Origin of the sequence: Nocardioides sp. CCNWLW239 (assembly GCF_037137035.1) — a bacterium.
Lineage (GTDB): Bacteria > Actinomycetota > Actinomycetes > Propionibacteriales > Nocardioidaceae > Nocardioides.
This window is the reverse complement of record NZ_JBBBNW010000001.1, coordinates 1-13,270: the sequence shown is the minus strand read 5'-3', so window position 1 is coordinate 13,270 and position 13,270 is coordinate 1. Positions and strand designations below refer to the sequence as shown.

Annotated in this window: 15 protein-coding genes and 1 riboswitch; of the genes, 11 read left to right on the top strand and 4 right to left on the bottom strand. The window is 69.9% G+C overall.

All coding sequences use genetic code 11. The annotated features are described in order from the left end of the window. Positions 1-11: 11 nt before the first annotated feature. Complete coding sequence (locus tag WBG06_RS00075) at positions 12-785, bottom strand: IclR family transcriptional regulator (protein ID WP_336733886.1); 774 nt, start codon at positions 783-785, stop codon at positions 12-14. A gap of 79 nt (positions 786-864) precedes the next feature. Here WBG06_RS00075 and WBG06_RS00070 point away from each other — a divergent pair, with 79 nt between their 5' ends. The 6 genes from WBG06_RS00070 to ribH all read left to right on the top strand — a co-directional run bounded on the left by WBG06_RS00070 (position 865) and on the right by ribH (position 7,576). After that, positions 865-3,018 carry a malate synthase G gene (locus WBG06_RS00070; RefSeq protein ID WP_336733884.1) on the top strand — a complete coding sequence of 718 codons (2,154 nt, stop codon included), beginning with the start codon at positions 865-867 and terminating at the stop codon, positions 3,016-3,018. Positions 3,019-3,214: 196 nt separating this feature from the next. Further along, positions 3,215-3,874 (top strand): ribulose-phosphate 3-epimerase, encoded by a 660-nt coding sequence (gene rpe, locus WBG06_RS00065; protein WP_336735629.1) that lies wholly within the window; start codon positions 3,215-3,217, stop codon positions 3,872-3,874. A gap of 50 nt (positions 3,875-3,924) precedes the next feature. Further along, positions 3,925-4,073, top strand: a riboswitch (FMN riboswitch). 92 nt (positions 4,074-4,165) lie between these two features. Next, positions 4,166-5,248: a bifunctional diaminohydroxyphosphoribosylaminopyrimidine deaminase/5-amino-6-(5-phosphoribosylamino)uracil reductase RibD gene (ribD, locus tag WBG06_RS00060; RefSeq protein ID WP_336733882.1), complete on the top strand. Its 1,083-nt coding sequence runs from the start codon at positions 4,166-4,168 to the stop codon at positions 5,246-5,248. After that, positions 5,248-5,844 (top strand): riboflavin synthase, encoded by a 597-nt coding sequence (locus WBG06_RS00055; protein ID WP_336733880.1) that lies wholly within the window; start codon positions 5,248-5,250, stop codon positions 5,842-5,844. Before ribD ends, WBG06_RS00055 begins: the two co-directional genes overlap by 1 nt. Then, the gene (locus WBG06_RS00050) at positions 5,841-7,094 is read left to right on the top strand and encodes a bifunctional 3,4-dihydroxy-2-butanone-4-phosphate synthase/GTP cyclohydrolase II (protein ID WP_336733878.1); all 1,254 of its coding nucleotides are present in this window, start codon (positions 5,841-5,843) and stop codon (positions 7,092-7,094) included. Before WBG06_RS00055 ends, WBG06_RS00050 begins: the two co-directional genes overlap by 4 nt. After that, the gene (ribH, locus tag WBG06_RS00045) at positions 7,094-7,576 is read left to right on the top strand and encodes a 6,7-dimethyl-8-ribityllumazine synthase (RefSeq protein ID WP_336733876.1); all 483 of its coding nucleotides are present in this window, start codon (positions 7,094-7,096) and stop codon (positions 7,574-7,576) included. Before WBG06_RS00050 ends, ribH begins: the two co-directional genes overlap by 1 nt. A gap of 56 nt (positions 7,577-7,632) precedes the next feature. On the opposite strand, the gene WBG06_RS00040 is transcribed toward ribH, so the two are convergent. Then, the gene (locus WBG06_RS00040; RefSeq protein WP_336733874.1) at positions 7,633-8,241 is read right to left on the bottom strand and encodes a class I SAM-dependent methyltransferase; all 609 of its coding nucleotides are present in this window, start codon (positions 8,239-8,241) and stop codon (positions 7,633-7,635) included. A gap of 37 nt (positions 8,242-8,278) precedes the next feature. On the opposite strand from WBG06_RS00040, the gene WBG06_RS00035 reads away from it, so the two are divergent. Beyond that, a complete protein-coding gene (locus WBG06_RS00035; protein WP_336733872.1) occupies positions 8,279-8,827 on the top strand; it encodes a gamma carbonic anhydrase family protein in 549 nt (182 codons plus the stop codon). Positions 8,828-8,858: 31 nt separating this feature from the next. Here the strand turns inward: WBG06_RS00035 and WBG06_RS00030 are convergent, their stop codons facing one another. Both WBG06_RS00030 and WBG06_RS00025 read right to left on the bottom strand, forming a co-directional pair. After that, positions 8,859-9,479 carry a hypothetical protein gene (locus tag WBG06_RS00030; protein WP_336733870.1) on the bottom strand — a complete coding sequence of 207 codons (621 nt, stop codon included), beginning with the start codon at positions 9,477-9,479 and terminating at the stop codon, positions 8,859-8,861. Beyond that, positions 9,473-9,730 (bottom strand): helix-turn-helix domain-containing protein, encoded by a 258-nt coding sequence (locus WBG06_RS00025; protein WP_336733869.1) that lies wholly within the window; start codon positions 9,728-9,730, stop codon positions 9,473-9,475. The genes WBG06_RS00030 and WBG06_RS00025 overlap by 7 nt, the downstream gene beginning before the upstream one ends. Positions 9,731-9,837: 107 nt before the next feature. Here WBG06_RS00025 and WBG06_RS00020 point away from each other — a divergent pair, with 107 nt between their 5' ends. The 4 genes from WBG06_RS00020 (at position 9,838) to WBG06_RS00005 (ending at position 12,723) form a co-directional block, all read left to right on the top strand. Continuing rightward, a complete protein-coding gene (locus WBG06_RS00020) occupies positions 9,838-10,101 on the top strand; it encodes a phosphoribosyl-ATP diphosphatase (protein WP_008359350.1) in 264 nt (87 codons plus the stop codon). A gap of 9 nt (positions 10,102-10,110) precedes the next feature. Continuing rightward, complete coding sequence (gene hisG / locus WBG06_RS00015) at positions 10,111-10,974, top strand: ATP phosphoribosyltransferase (protein WP_336733863.1); 864 nt, start codon at positions 10,111-10,113, stop codon at positions 10,972-10,974. Then, complete coding sequence (locus tag WBG06_RS00010) at positions 10,958-11,410, top strand: PH domain-containing protein (protein ID WP_336733861.1); 453 nt, start codon at positions 10,958-10,960, stop codon at positions 11,408-11,410. Before hisG ends, WBG06_RS00010 begins: the two co-directional genes overlap by 17 nt. Before the next feature lie 92 nt (positions 11,411-11,502). Beyond that, positions 11,503-12,723 carry an SGNH/GDSL hydrolase family protein gene (locus tag WBG06_RS00005; RefSeq protein WP_336733859.1) on the top strand — a complete coding sequence of 407 codons (1,221 nt, stop codon included), beginning with the start codon at positions 11,503-11,505 and terminating at the stop codon, positions 12,721-12,723. Positions 12,724-13,270: the final 547 nt, after the last annotated feature.

Below are 13,270 nucleotides of genomic sequence, written 5' to 3'. Positions count from 1 at the left end.
CCGTGTCGGTGTCAAGAGTCTGTCTTGTTGGTGGCCAGACTCTCCGCGAGCCGCCGCGCGCCGCTGTGCAGCAGCGGGATCGCGCGCTGCACGAGCTCATCGCTCATCCGCGGCAGCGGTCCGGAGATCGACAGCGCCATCCACGGCAGCTCGTCTCCGACGGGGGCGGCCACGCAGCGTACGCCGATCTCCTGCTCCTGCTCGTCCAGTGCGAAGCCGGCCTGTCGGATCCGTTCCAGCTCGGCCTCGAGCGCGGTCGCGTTCGTGATCGTGTGCGGCGTGCGCGCGACCAGCGGGCGCCGCACGATCGCCTCCACCGTGGCACGCGGGAGCCGCGACAGGAGCACCTTCCCCACGCCGGTGCTGTGCAGGTCCACCCGCCGTCCGACCTCGGTGAACATCCGCATCGTGTAGCCGGAGGGGACCTGTGCGACGTACTCGGCCTGATGTCCGGCCAGGACGGCGAGGTTGGCGGTCTCGCCGGTCTCGGCGACCAGGTCGGCCAGGACCGAGGTGGCATCGACCCCGATGAGCTGGTTGGCCGCGTTGCCGAGCGGCATCAGCCGCATCCCCAGGGTGTAGCGCCGGTCGGCGAGCTGACGCATGTAGCCCCGGTCCACGAGGGCACGGCACAGGCGGTGCACCGTGGGAGCGGGAAGCCGGAGGGCCGCCGCGATGTCGGCGATGGACATGTCGCGACCGGCGGACTCGACCGCCTCCAGGACGTCGAGCGCCCGGTGGACCGTCTGGGCTCCGCCCGGGGAAGCGTCCGGGGACCTTGACATCGAGGCCACCCCTCCTTGAGGATTTCGTCATACGACTCGTTGATTCCACTATATAGAACGGCAGGCCCAGATGGTGGCGGTGCAACTGAGCGGACTCAGCGTCGCCGAGCAGCTCGTCGACTTCGTACGTGAGGAGGCGCTGCCCGGCACCGGCATCGACGAGGCCGACTTCTGGTCAGGCGCCGCAGCCATCATCGACGACCTGGGCCCGCGGGTCCAGGAGCTGGTCCGGCACCGCGACGAGCTGCAGCAGTCGATCGACGCCTACCACCGCAGCCACCCCGGGATCCTGCAGCCGGACGACTACGAGGAGTTCCTCCGTTCCATCGGCTACCTCGCCGACGAGCCGGAGCCGTTCACGATCTCGACCTCGGGCGTCGACGCGGAGATCTCCAGCATCGCGGGGCCGCAGCTCGTGGTGCCGCTGCTCAACGCGCGGTTCGCGGTCAACGCCGCCAATGCGCGCTGGGGTTCCCTCTACGACGCGCTCTACGGGACGGATGTCATCGACGAGGACGACGGCCGGGGCAGGGAGGGCGGATACAACCCGGTTCGAGGCGCGGCCGTCATCTCCCGCGGGCGAGCCTTCCTCGACCAGCACTTCCCGCTGGCGGACGGCTCGCACGCGGATGCACGGGCCTACCGGATCGTCGACGGAGCGCTCGTCGTCGAGCTCGCGTCGGGGGAGGGCCGGCTCGCGGATCGCGAGCAGCTGGCCGGCTTCCAGGGGGAGCCGGGGGAGCCGCGCACCGTCCTCCTGCGACACCACGGTCTGCACGTCGAGATCCGGATCGACCGGTCCCACCGGATCGGCCGCGACGACAGCGCGGGCGTGTGCGACATCGTGCTCGAGTCGGCGCTGACCACGATCATGGACCTCGAGGACTCTGTCGCTGCGGTCGATGCGGCCGACAAGGTCGACGGCTACCGCAACTGGCTGCTGCTGATGCAGCGACGGCTCGATGCGGAGGTCACCAAGGGCGGCCGGACGTTCACCAGGACCATGGCCCCCGACCGCGAGTACGTCACGCCCAGCGGCGACACGCTCACCCTGCCGGGTCGCGCGCTGCTGCTCATCCGCCAGGTCGGCCACCTGATGACCAGCGACGCGGTGCTGGATGCCCGCGGCGAGCCGGTCTCCGAGGGCATCCTCGACGCACTCTTCACCGGCCTCGGCAGCCTGCACGACCTGCGCGGCGCCCAGGCGGGCGGCAACTCGCGTACCGGCTCGGTCTATGTCGTGAAGCCGAAGATGCACGGGCCCGACGAGGTAGCGCTCGCCTGCGAGATCCTGGGCCGGGTCGAGGCACTGCTCGGACTCCCCGAGCTGACCATCAAGATCGGCATCATGGACGAGGAGCGCCGTACGTCTGCGAACCTCAAGGCGTGCATCGAGCGTGCCCGCGACCGGGTCGCCTTCATCAACACCGGGTTCCTGGACCGCACCGGCGACGAGATCCACACCTCGATGGAAGCCGGACCGATGGTCCGCAAGGCGCAGATGAAGGCCCAGCCGTGGATCGCGGCCTACGAGGACGCCAACGTCGACATCGGGCTGGAGTGCGGCTTCCAGGGGCGGGCGCAGATCGGCAAGGGCATGTGGGCGGCACCGGACGACATGGCCGCGATGCTCGAGCAGAAGGTCGCCCACCCGCAGGCGGGAGCGAGCTGCGCCTGGGTTCCCTCGCCGACCGCGGCCACGCTGCACGCCACGCACTATCACCAGGTCGACGTCGCGGCGCGGCAGCGCGAGCTCGCCGGTGGCAGGAGGGCATCCCTCCGGCAGCTGCTCACGCTGCCGCTGGGGGACCCGGCCGGTTGGAGCGCCGAGGACCGTCAGGCCGAGCTCGACAACAACCTCCAGAGCGCGCTCGGCTACGTCGTGCGCTGGGTCGATGCCGGGGTGGGCTGCTCCAAGGTGCCCGACCTGAGCGGCACCCCGTTGATGGAGGACCGCGCCACCTGCCGGATCAGCTCCCAGCATGTGGCCAACTGGGTGCGTCACGGTGTCATCACCACCGAGCAGGTCGAGGAGTCGCTGCGCCGGATGGCGGTCGTCGTCGACGAGCAGAACGCCGGCGACCCGGACTACCTGCCGATGGCTCCCGGCTTCGACACCGACGCGTTCCTGGCCGTCCGTGACCTGGTCCTGCTCGGCGTACGGCAGCCCTCGGGCTACACCGAGCCGATCCTTCACGCGCGGCGGCGGGCACACAAGAGCACGGGGGCCTGATCCTCGTCGTTCGTCGTGGATGTTCGTCTAGGTATGTAGGCCAGTCGTCACTCCCCGCGCGGAACTCCGCCAGGGGAGGGACTGTTCGGCTGCATACCTAGACGAACATCCACCCGGCTTCCGCCGTTCGCGGGCCCATCGGCCGGAGTGTGCCCTCAGCTGCCCGGCCGGGACCAACTAAGGTGCTCGCGTGAGCATGCAGATCACCCCGTCGATCCTCAACGCCGACTTCGCCGCCCTTGGGGCCGAGGTCGCCAGGATCCCCAGCGCCGACTGGATCCACGTCGATGTGATGGACAACCACTTCGTGCCCAACCTGACCTTCGGACCGACGATGGTCGAGGCGATCGCACGGTCCACGGACATACCGCTGGATGCGCACCTGATGATCGAGAACGCCGACCGTGAGGCCCCGGCCTACGTCGAGGCCGGCTGCAGCTCGGTGACCTTCCATGTCGAGGCGACCAAGGCCCCGGTGCGGCTGGCCCGCGAGATCCGGGCCAAGGGCGCCCGCGCCTCGATGGCGCTCAAGCCGGCGACCCCGATCGAGCCCTACGAGGACATGCTGGCCGAGCTCGACATGGTGCTGCTGATGACCGTCGAGCCCGGCTTCGGCGGACAGAAGTTCCTCGACCTGGTGCTGCCGAAGATCCGCCGGACGCGTTCGCTGATGGACAAGCACGGCGTCGAGACCTGGCTGCAGGTCGACGGCGGGGTCTCGCTGGAGACCATCGAGCGCTGCGCCGAGGCAGGGGCCGACGTCTTCGTCGCCGGCTCCGCGGTCTACTCGGCCGCCGACCCGGACGCGATGGTCAACGCCCTGCGGAACAAGGCCGTCTCAGCGGTCGACGCCTGATCCGGCCTCGAGCCACCGGTGTGGCACACTGGTCTCAGACGAGCTTGTGCTCGCGTGCTCTGGGGTCGGTGAAATTCCGAGCCGGCGGTGACTGGATCGACAGATTCAGAAGTCCGCGACCCGATGGCAGCCAGTCATCGGTTGAGCAGGTGAAACTCCTGCACCGACGGTTAAAGTCCGGATGGGAAGACGCACGCAGCCCGATTCGTCGTGACCGCCCTGATTCCACAGGCTGCGGCGCGATGTCTCGGCCTGACCCCGGAGTCCGTGAGACGGACCAGAGGGGATCAGATGAGAAGCGTGGAAGAGCAGGACCCGGTGCCGGGAGCGATGCGTCGCGCCCTGGACCTGGCCGCTGCGATCGGCGCCCCAGGGCCTGCCACCTATCCGAACCCTCGGGTGGGCTGCGTACTCCTCGGGGCGGACGGGTCGGTGATCGCCGAGGGCTTCCACCGCGGGCCCGGCACCCCGCACGCCGAGGTCGACGCCCTGGCGAAGGCGGGAGAGGCCGCCCGCGGGGCAACGGCGGTGGTCACCCTCGAGCCGTGCAACCACACCGGCCGCACGGGCCCGTGCTCCCAGGCGCTCATCGAGGCCGGCGTCGCCCGCGTCGTCTACGCCCAGTCCGACCCCAACCCGGTCGCCGCCGGCGGTGCCGCCACGCTGAAGCAGGCGGGGATCGAGGTCGAGCAGGGCCTCTACGCCGCCGAGTCCCGTGAGCTCAACCGCGTCTGGACCCGGGCGGCCGAGCTGCAGCGCCCCTACGTCACCTGGAAGTTCGCCACCACCCTCGACGGACGCAGCGCCGCCGCCGACGGCACCTCGCGCTGGGTCTCTTCCCGCGCCGCGCGCCTCGACACCCACGAGCTGCGAGCGCTCGCCGACACGATGCTGGTCGGGACCAACACGGTCGAGGTCGACGACCCCGCGCTGACGGTCCGCGACGCGGAGGACCGACCGGTCGGCGTACAGCCTCTGCGGGTCGTCATGGGATCACGCGACCTTCCTGCGGACCGGAGGATCTTCGACGGCCAGGCGCCGTCGCTGCACCTGCGCACCCGCGATCCCCACGAGGCGCTGGCCGCCCTGTGGGAGCGCGAGCGCCGCCATGTGTTTCTCGAGGGCGGGCCGACGCTGGCCGCGGCCTTCCTGGAGGCGGGACTCGTGGACGAGATCGTCGTCTACGTCGCCCCGTTCCTGCTCGGCGCCGGCCGCTCGGCCGTCGCCGACCTCGGGATCACCACCATCTCCGATGCCTTCCGGCCGCGAGTGCGCTCTGTCGACGTGCTCGCACCAGCCGCTCCGGGCGAGGAGCCGAATGTGCGGTTCATTCTGGAACCACCCCAAGAAATTCACTACAGAGGGGAGCAGTGATGTTCACCGGGATTGTTGAGGAGCTCGGCACCGTCGCCGGGATCGAGGACCAGGGCGACGCCGTGCGCCTGACCATCTCCGCCACCACGGTGCTGTCGGACGCCGAGCTCGGCGCCTCGATCGCGGTCAATGGCTGCTGCCTGACCGTCGCCACGCTCGGGGAGAACGAGTGGACGGCGGATGTGATGCTGGAGACGCTCAAGCGGACCAGCCTGCACGCCGTCTCGGTCGGCGACCAGGTCAACCTGGAGCGCGCGGTCACTCCGGCCACCCGCCTCGGCGGTCACATCGTCCAGGGACACGTCGACGGGGTCGGCCGGATCGTCTCCCGCGAGCCCAGCGAGCACTGGGAGGTCGTCACGATCTCGCTCCCCGAGGAGCTCGTCCGCTACGTCGTGGAGAAGGGCTCGATCGCGGTGGACGGGATCAGCCTCACCGTCGTCTCCGTGACCGAGGACGCGTTCACGGTCAGCCTCATCCCCGAGACTCTGGCGCGTACGTCGCTGGGGTTCCGGGCCGTCGGCGACGAGGTCAACCTCGAGACCGACATCATCGCCAAGCACGTGGAGAAGCTCCTGGGAGGGGTTCGGCCGTGAACATCGACAACAGCACCGAGCAGTACGCCGGGGTCCGGCTGGATCCGGTCGAGAACGCGATCGCCGACCTGGCGGCCGGAAAGCCGGTCGTGGTCGTCGACGACGAGGACCGGGAGAACGAGGGTGACCTGATCTTCTCCGCCGAGCTGGCGACCCCGGAGGTGATGGCGTTCGCGATCCGCTGGTCCTCCGGCGTGATCTGCGTGGCGCTGCCGGGGGAGCGGCTCGACGCTCTCGAGCTGCCCCCGATGACGCGGGTCAACGAGGACCGCAAGCAGACGGCGTACGCGGTCTCGGTCGACGCTCGTGAGGGCGTCTCGACCGGCATCTCGGCGGCCGACCGCGCGCTCACGACCCGACTGCTGGCAGGCCCGTCCTCGGTGGCCGGCGACCTGACCCGGCCGGGTCACGTCTTCCCGCTGCGGGCGCGCGACGGGGGAGTGCTGGTGCGGGTCGGCCACACCGAGGCCGCCGTCGACCTGACCCGGCTGGCCGGCCTGGAGCCGGCCGGCGCGCTGGTCGAGCTGGTCAACGACGACGGCACCATGCAGCGCGCGCCGCAGCTGCGGGAGTTCGCCGACGAGCACGGTCTGGCGATGATCTCGATCGCCGACCTGGTCACCTACCGGCGGCGTACGGAGGTGCTGGTCGAGCGTCGCGCCGTGACCCGGCTGCCCACCGAGTTCGGCGAGTTCACCGCCTACGGCTACCGCACCACCGACGACGGGGTCGAGCACGTCGCGCTCGTCCACGGTGACGTGTCCGGCTGCGACCCGGTGCTGGCCCGGGTGCACTCGGAGTGCCTGACCGGAGACGTGTTCGGTTCGCAGCGCTGCGACTGCGGGCCGCAGCTGCGCGAGGCGCTCGGGCGGATCGCGGAGGCGGGCTGCGGCGTGGTGGTCTACCTGCGGGGCCACGAGGGTCGCGGGATCGGGCTGCTCGCCAAGCTGCAGGCCTACCAGCTCCAGGACGGCGGTCGCGACACCGTCGACGCCAACCTCGACCTCGGCCTGCCGGCCGACGCGCGCCACTACGGTGCCGCCTCGCAGATCCTGCGCGACCTCAAGGTCGACTCGGTGAAGCTGCTCACCAACAACCCTGAGAAGGTGAGCCACCTGGAGGCGTACGGTGTCGAGGTCGCGGAGCGGGTCCCGCTCACTCCACGACCCAACGAGCACAACCTCGCCTACCTGCTGACCAAGCGTGACCGGATGGGTCACGCTCTGCCCGATCTGTCTGAGGAGAACTGATGAGCGGCAAGGGAGCCCCGACCCCTGAGATCGTCGACGCGAGCGATCTGCGGGTCGCCGTGGTGGCGTCGCGCTGGCACGACGAGGTCATGACCGGCCTGCTGAACGGCGCGGAGCGGGCGCTGAAGGAGGCGTCGGTCGGCGGCCTGACGGTGGTCCGGGTCCCGGGCGCCTTCGAGCTCCCGGTCGCGGCGGCCGCCCTCGCCAAGTCCGGCTACGACGCCATCGTCGCGCTCGGGGTCGTGATCCGCGGTGGCACCCCGCACTTCGACTACGTCTGCTCGGCCGCCACCGACGGACTGAACCGGATCGCCATCGACCACATCATCCCGGTCGGCTTCGGCCTGCTGACCTGTGACAACGAGGAGCAGGCGCTCGACCGGGCCGGGCTCGAGGGATCCAGCGAGGACAAGGGCTACGAGGCGGCCGCTGCGGCCATGGAGACCGCGCTCGCCCTGCGCGACTGCGTACGTCACTACTGACCGACCCCGCCGCCGAGTCGGCTCGTCATGACGAGCCGACTCGGCGAGACGATGGGTCAGATGGCCAGCGTGGCGACGAGGTCACCCTGACGGCGGCGCGCTCCCGGGTCCTGCCTGGACGAGGCCCGCTCGATGCTGAACCCGTGCGGGGTGAGCAGGTCGGCGAGCGCCTCCGCGGTCCAGTAGTAGGCGGTGTGCACCGCGTGGTCGAACGCCTCGCCGGGCTCGCCGTCGAAGAAGCCGATCAGCGCCGAACCGCCGGGTGCGAGCACGCGGGCGAACTCGTCGAAGATCGCGGGCAGGTCGGCGGGCGGCGTGTGGATGATCGAATACCACGCCAGGATGCCTCCCAGCGACCGACTCCTCATCGGAAGGGCCGCGAGATCGGCCTGATGGAACGTCCTGTCGGGGAGACGCGCCCGCGCGGCTGCGACGAACGCCGTGGACGCGTCCACGCCGACCACGTCACGCACGCCGTTCATCGCCAGCTCCTCGGTCCAGACCCCTGGGCCGCAGCCGGCGTCGAGGAGGCGGCCGGTCGTGGCATCCCGCCAGGTGGTGATGGTCTCGCGGTCACGGTCGGCGAGCTTGTCGATCGTGCCGAAGAGGTCGATGTACTCGGTGGCGCGGGCGTCGTAGGCGGCGGCGATCTCGGGGGCTGTCATCGGGCAGTGACAGTAGCGCCTTCTAGGCTCTGTGCCGATGAACATCTTCGAGTTCGACGGCAAGAGTCCGCAGATCCATCCTGACGCCTGGGTGGCGCCGACGGCGACGCTGATCGGTGACGTACGCCTCGGTCCGAACGCGAGCGTCTGGTACGGCGCCGTGCTGCGCGCCGACATCGGTCCCATCATCATCGGCGAGGGCTCCAACGTGCAGGACAACTCGGTGCTGCATGTCCGCCCCGGGTCCTCCCTGGAGATGGGGGCGCACAGCACGATCGCCCATGGCTGCGTGGTGCACGGCGACCGCATCGGCACCGGCTCGCTGATCGGCAATGGCGCGGTGGTCTCCGATGCCGTGGTCATCGGTGACGGATGTCTGGTCGCGGCCGGCGCGATGGTGGTCGAGGGGACCGAGGTGCCCGATCACAGCCTGGTGATGGGCGTGCCCGCGAAGATCCGCGGCACGATCGAGCCCGGCACCAACCCGGCGGCGATCCTGGAGCTCAACGCGCCGGGCTATGTCGCCCTCATGAAAGAGCACAGTATGAAGGTCCGCCCTGCGACCGCGCCCCCGGTCAAACCCTGACCCTGAGGTTGAGGGTGAGGCGGTCCAGCAGTCAGTCCGCGCCGCAGGCCACGCAGTGCAGCGAGCCGACCCGGCGGTCGGCCTCGCAGGTCGTGCACGGGGCGATGGTCTCGCGGCCGCAGCCCTCGCAGTGCTTGCCGCGGACCGGATAGCCGCAGTAGGGACAGTCGCCCTTGCGTACCCGCATGGCGGGGATCCGCTTGGCCAGGAGCCGCTGGACAGCGACGAAGACGCCGACGGTCGCTGCCGCGCCGAACAGCGACAGGATGAGCGGGCCGAAGTCGGCGTACTCGAAGGTGTAGTGGAACGCGAAGACCAGGGCCATGATCACCCCGGTCGCGGCGAGGGCGAAGCCGAGCGGGAGGAAGCGGGAGCCGCTGCGGCGCAGCCGGTAGAGCACCCAGAACCCGACCGCGCAGAGCAGGATGATGAAACCGAGGCGGAGGCCGATCTGGATCGCCTCGTGGCCGGGGATCTCGCACGGCGACACGCCGTCGTTGCACTGGTCCCAGTCCATGTGGAGCGGCCACCAGTCGGCGATCTTGACGTAGAACCAGACGGTGCCGACCAGGAGGAAGGCGGTCAGCGCGACCGCCAGGAACCGCTCGCTGCGGGTCGACTCGACCTCGTCGGCTGAGATGGGCGTCAACATGTCGTGCTCCTGTGGGCTCGGGTGCGGGCGTGGAAGCCGACCTCGAGGCGGCAGTCGAGGGCGGCGGCCACCCGGAGAAGGGTGTCGATCTTGGGTGGGCGGGATCCCGACTCCAGCCGTGCGATCGCCGACTGGGTGGTCCCGCAGAGCTCGGCGAGCTCGCGCTGCGACAGGCCTCGCGCGACCCGGTGCTCGGTGACCTGCGCGGCGATCCCGGCGTAGAAGGCGGTGTCCCCGTCGGGGGTGCTCATACTGTCGAAGATATCGCAGTTCTGCTATGGCTGGCTATAGCAGAACTGCTATCGAATCGGTGAGACGATTCGGGGGCGGGGTCGCGTACGGCCTAGGCTTGACGCTCGTGAAGACGTTCGACGAGCTCTGGGCCGAGCTGAGCGAGAAGGCCCGGACCCGACCTGAAGGATCCGGCACCGTGGCACAGCTCGACGCCGGGGTCCATGCGATCGGGAAGAAGCTGGTCGAGGAGGCCGCCGAGTCCTGGATGGCGGCTGAGTACGAGGGCAAGGAAGCGACCGCGGAGGAGATCTCCCAGCTGCTCTACCACGCCCAGGTGCTCATGCTCGCCAGCGGAATCTCGATCGACGACGTCTACTCACACCTGTAGGGAAACGCTATGACCACCGATGACAAGCTCCTCCGGATCGCGGTGCCCAACAAGGGCTCGCTGTCCGTCGCAGCCTCCGATCTGCTGCGCGAGGCGGGCTACCGCCAGCGCGACGACTCCAAGCGCCTGACCCTCATCGACGAGGAGAACGGCGTCGAGTTCTTCTACCTCCGCCCCCGTGACATCGCGCTCTACGTCGGCGAGGGCACCCTCGACATCGGCATCACCGGCCGGGACCTGCTCCTCGACTCCGGCGCCAAGGCCGACGAGGTCGTCGGGCTCGGCTTCGGTCGTTCGCGGTTCCACTTCGCCGGTCGCGCCGGCGCATTCACCTCGATCGAGGAGCTGCGCGGCAAGCGGATCGCGACCTCCTACGTCGGCGTCGTCTCCGCGTTCCTGGAGCGCGAGGGGATCGACGCGAGCGTCACCCGCCTCGACGGCGCCGTGGAGACCTCGATCCAGCTCGGCGTCGCCGACGCGATCGCCGACGTGGTCGAGACCGGCTCCACGATGCGCCAGGCCGGCCTGGAGATCTTCGGCGAGCCGATCATGCACTCCGAGGCCGTGGTGATCACCCGTTCCGGTGCGCAGCTCCCGGCGGCGTACGAGACCTTCCGCCGCCGCCTCGACGGCGTCCTGATCGCGCGCAGCTACGTGATGATGGACTACGACATCCGCGCCGAGTTCCTCGCCGAGGCCTCCGCGATGACCCCCGGGCTCGAGGGGCCGACGGTCAGCCCGCTGCACCGCGAGGGCTGGGTCGCGGTCCGCGCGATGGTGCCGAGCAAGGGCTCGCAGAAGCTGATGGACGACCTCTACGCCGTGGGCGCCCGCGCCATCTTGCTGACGGAGATCAATGCCTGCCGGATCTGAGCTGCCGGTCGAGCTTCCGCACACCTGGCGCCCGCTCGGCGCCCGCGTGATGGGCTGGTTCCTCGTGGCCGCTCTCGGGGTGATGTGCACGATGGTCTGGGTGGGGTTCACCCCCGAGATCAAGGCTCAGGTCACCACGTTCGAGCGGCTCACCTTCGGTGCCGTCGGCCTGGGGATCGTGGTCTGCGTGCACGCCCTGACCCGGTCCCGGGTGGTCGCCAGCGAAGCCGGGCTGAGTGTCGTGAACGGCTACAAGCGCCGTGACCTGGAGTGGGCGGAGATCCTCGCGATCAACTTCCCCCAGGGTGCGCCCTGGCCCAACATCGACCTGTCCTCCGGGCACAACATCTCCGCGCTCGGGATCCAGGCCGCCGACGGGGCCTCCGCGAAGAAGGCCGTACGCACGCTGCGTGAGCTCGCCACCGCGCTCTCCTGAGAGGTGACCTCCGAGCGAACCGCGCACGACGCTTCGCCCAAACCTCACCGAACCGGCTGACCGGGCGCAGGTCGAGGTCCTAACGTGCCGGGGTGATCTCGCCTCGTCTCGCCGCTCCGGGCCTCGCTCTGGCCGCCGTCCTCGTCATGGCCTCGGCCATGCCCGCACACGCTGCGCCGGTCCATCCGGTCGGCACCTGGGGTGCTTCGGCCGACAGGGTGGGCGGCGCGACCGGCACCACCGGTCTGGCCGACCGGTCGGTGCGCAACCTGGTGCACACCTCGCTGGGTGGCTCGGGCGTGCGCATCACCCTCTCCAACGTCTTCGGCGACCGCCCGGTGACCTTCGCCTCGGCGCACCTCGGGTTGGCCGGGGAGGGAGCCGCGGTCGTGCCCGGGACCAACCGTCCGGTGACCTTCGCAGGTGCCGACGAGGTCACCGTCGCCCCCGGTGCCGAGGTGCTCAGCGATCCGGTCGACGCCACGGTGCCTGCCGACACGACGCTCGCGGTCAGCTTCCACGTGGTCGGCGAGAGCGGCCCGATCACCGGCCACAACGTGGCGATGCAGACCTCGTACGTCTCTGGATCGACCGGTGTGGACGTGGCCCGCGAGGAGTCCGGGGCGGCGTTCACGACACAGATCTCCAGCTGGTACTGGGTCGAGAGCGTGGTCGTCGAGAAGCCACGCCGGGTCAAGACCGCGGTGCTCTTCGGTGACTCGATCACCGACGGGAACGGGTCCACCGTCGGCGCCGACCGGCGCTGGCCGGACGTCCTCGCCGACCGGGTTGCGACCAGCCGGTTCGCGGGCCGGTTCGGCGTGATGAACGAGGGCATCTCGGCCAACCGCGTCCTCGCCGACGGGACCGGAGGCCAGCGCGGTCTGGACCGTTTCCGGCGTGACGTGCTCGACCAGCCCGGCGTCTCCACCGTCGTGCTGCTGGCCGGGATCAACGACATCCGCTGGGACATCGCCGACGAGGCCTCCGACCTGATCCTCGCCTACCGCGACCTGATCGCACAGGCACACGCCGAGGACGTGTGCGTCGTGGGCGCCACCCTGACGCCGTACGAAGGCGGCAGCCGCTACACCCCCGAGCGCGACCAGGTGCGCGCCGCGGTCAACGAGTGGATCCGCACCTCCGGCGAGTTCGACGGCGTCGTCGACTTCGACGCCGCCACGCGTGACCCCGATCGGCCGGCGCGGTTCCTGCCTGCGTACGACTCGGGGGACCACCTCCACCCGGGCGACGCCGGCTATGCGGCGATGGCCGAGGCCTTCGACCTGTCGCTGCTCGAGTGTGATCGCTGAGTGCTGCGGGGGAGCGGGCAGTCATCGTCCTGACGTCGTCGGCCATCCTGCCGTCACGGCTGTGAGAGCGTGTGCGTGGATGTTTTCGGGGTTGATGTCGCGTCGTGTTTTGGGGGTGGCCTCTGCCGCCGACCCTCGTTCGAGGGTCTTCTCGACGTGCCCCGGAGTCAAGGACGGCCTTTGGCCGCCGGCTTCGCCGGTCGCCTTCGGCGATCCTTGACACCGGGGCCCGTCGAGAAAAACATGGCTGGCTATCGGGTCGGCGGCAGGGGTGTGGTGCGGAGAATCGGGTGGGGTGCGGGATGGGGTCTGGGGCTGAACGAACGTTCGTTCAGCCCCGACCGTGCCGGGCTGGGGAACTACGGGTTGGCGGGGTGAAAGAAAGTTCTTCTTTCACCCGGTGGATGGGGCTCTCTTTGGGATGAACGAACGTTCGTTCAGCGCGAAGGGTGCCTGTTCTGCGTGACAGTGTGCCTCCCGGCCACACCGGGGCCGCCGTCCCGATAGCCAGCCAAATCTTTTCTCGATCAGGCCCGGTGTCAAGGAC

Excerpts from the sequence above, each read along its gene's own strand:
- hisG (WP_336733863.1), top strand. The coding sequence starts at position 10,111 with ATGACCACCGATGACAAGCTCCTCCGGATCGCGGTGCCCAACAAGGGC.
- WBG06_RS00010 (WP_336733861.1), top strand. The coding sequence starts at position 10,958 with ATGCCTGCCGGATCTGAGCTGCCGGTCGAGCTTCCGCACACCTGGCGC.
- ribD (WP_336733882.1), top strand. The coding sequence starts at position 4,166 with ATGAGAAGCGTGGAAGAGCAGGACCCGGTGCCGGGAGCGATGCGTCGC.
- rpe (WP_336735629.1), top strand. The coding sequence starts at position 3,215 with ATGCAGATCACCCCGTCGATCCTCAACGCCGACTTCGCCGCCCTTGGG.
- WBG06_RS00030 (WP_336733870.1), bottom strand. The coding sequence starts at position 9,479 with ATGTTGACGCCCATCTCAGCCGACGAGGTCGAGTCGACCCGCAGCGAG.
- WBG06_RS00055 (WP_336733880.1), top strand. The coding sequence starts at position 5,248 with ATGTTCACCGGGATTGTTGAGGAGCTCGGCACCGTCGCCGGGATCGAG.
- WBG06_RS00035 (WP_336733872.1), top strand. The coding sequence starts at position 8,279 with ATGAACATCTTCGAGTTCGACGGCAAGAGTCCGCAGATCCATCCTGAC.
- WBG06_RS00040 (WP_336733874.1), bottom strand. The coding sequence starts at position 8,241 with ATGACAGCCCCCGAGATCGCCGCCGCCTACGACGCCCGCGCCACCGAG.
- WBG06_RS00075 (WP_336733886.1), bottom strand. The coding sequence starts at position 785 with ATGTCAAGGTCCCCGGACGCTTCCCCGGGCGGAGCCCAGACGGTCCAC.
- WBG06_RS00025 (WP_336733869.1), bottom strand. The coding sequence starts at position 9,730 with ATGAGCACCCCCGACGGGGACACCGCCTTCTACGCCGGGATCGCCGCG.
- ribH (WP_336733876.1), top strand. The coding sequence starts at position 7,094 with ATGAGCGGCAAGGGAGCCCCGACCCCTGAGATCGTCGACGCGAGCGAT.